Consider the following 1,061-nt stretch of genomic DNA (forward strand, 5'->3'; position numbering starts at 1 on the left):
GGCGGATTCAAGGACGAACTGCAACACGGTTTAACGAGGCGTGAAACACCTCGTGTGGTGTCTTGAATCCCAGCCGCTTTCTGGGCCGGTGATTCAATCTGTTTTCGATCATAGTCAACTCCTCATCTGTGACAGTTTCCATGCGCCGCTTCTTGGGAATGTATTGGCGCAGCAAACCGTTGAAGTTCTCGTTGCTGCCGCGCTGCCAGCTGCAATACGGATCGGCAAAGTAGGTCTGGATGCCAAGGGCCTGATCGATGGCCTGGTGATCGGCAAACTCTTTGCCGTTGTCCACCGTCAATGTCTTCACCCGTGAGGTCAAGGGCTTGAGTTTGGCTTCAATGACCCGGCCCACCAGATCGGCAGACTTGTTGGGCACTTTGGCCAGCACAGCAAAGCCACTCTTGCGTTCGACCAGTGTCACGATGGCTTGTTTGTGAGCCGCGCCAATGACGGTATCGCCTTCCCAGTGGCCCACTTGCTTGCGATCCTCGATGTGGCTTGGTCTCTCGCTGATCGGGCGGCGGTTCGGGATCTGTCCTCGTCTGTCACGCCCGCACAGGTGGCGTTTGCGTCGGGGCTTTTGGCTGCGCAGGTTCTTGTGTAAATCACCACCGGCGGCTTTGTTGGCATAAACATGCAAATAGACGCTCTCATGGCTGACCGCGGATTTGCCTGCAATCTGCTCGGGGCTCCATTGAATGCCAAGGTAGAAATCCACATCGGACCAGACCTTGGGGTCTACACGACGGGCATTGCGGCTGCGCTGGGCTCGCTCAGACGCTTTGGCGCAGGCTTGTTCGGCGCGATAGCCACGCTGACCACGACCACGCTTGAGTTCGCGGCTGATGGTGCTGCGGTTTCTGCCCAGCATTCGGGCAATCTCGCTGATGGTCTGTTTGGCTTTCAAGAGGCTGTAAATTTGGTATCGTTCTACTCGGCTGAGGTGCTTGTACATTGGGCAACTTCGACTTGGCGGTTAAAGCGGCCATGATGCCAACGCATCCTCAGCCACCCACTACCGGGTTCATCTTTGTTGCACTTCGCCCTTGAATCCGCCT

The 1,061-nt window shown here is 56.6% G+C and carries 1 protein-coding gene; it reads right to left on the reverse strand.

Annotated features, from left to right (window positions below):
• Nucleotides 1-7: 7 nt before the first annotated feature.
• Nucleotides 8-958, reverse strand: coding sequence for an IS30 family transposase (locus QLQ16_RS15770; protein WP_283225599.1), 951 nt, complete (start codon nt 956-958; stop codon nt 8-10).
• Nucleotides 959-1,061: the final 103 nt, after the last annotated feature.

Source organism: Limnohabitans lacus, from assembly GCF_030053395.1.
GTDB lineage: Bacteria > Pseudomonadota > Gammaproteobacteria > Burkholderiales > Burkholderiaceae_C > Limnohabitans_A > Limnohabitans_A lacus.

Excerpts from the sequence above, each read along its gene's own strand:
- QLQ16_RS15770 (WP_283225599.1), bottom strand. The coding sequence starts at position 958 with ATGTACAAGCACCTCAGCCGAGTAGAACGATACCAAATTTACAGCCTC.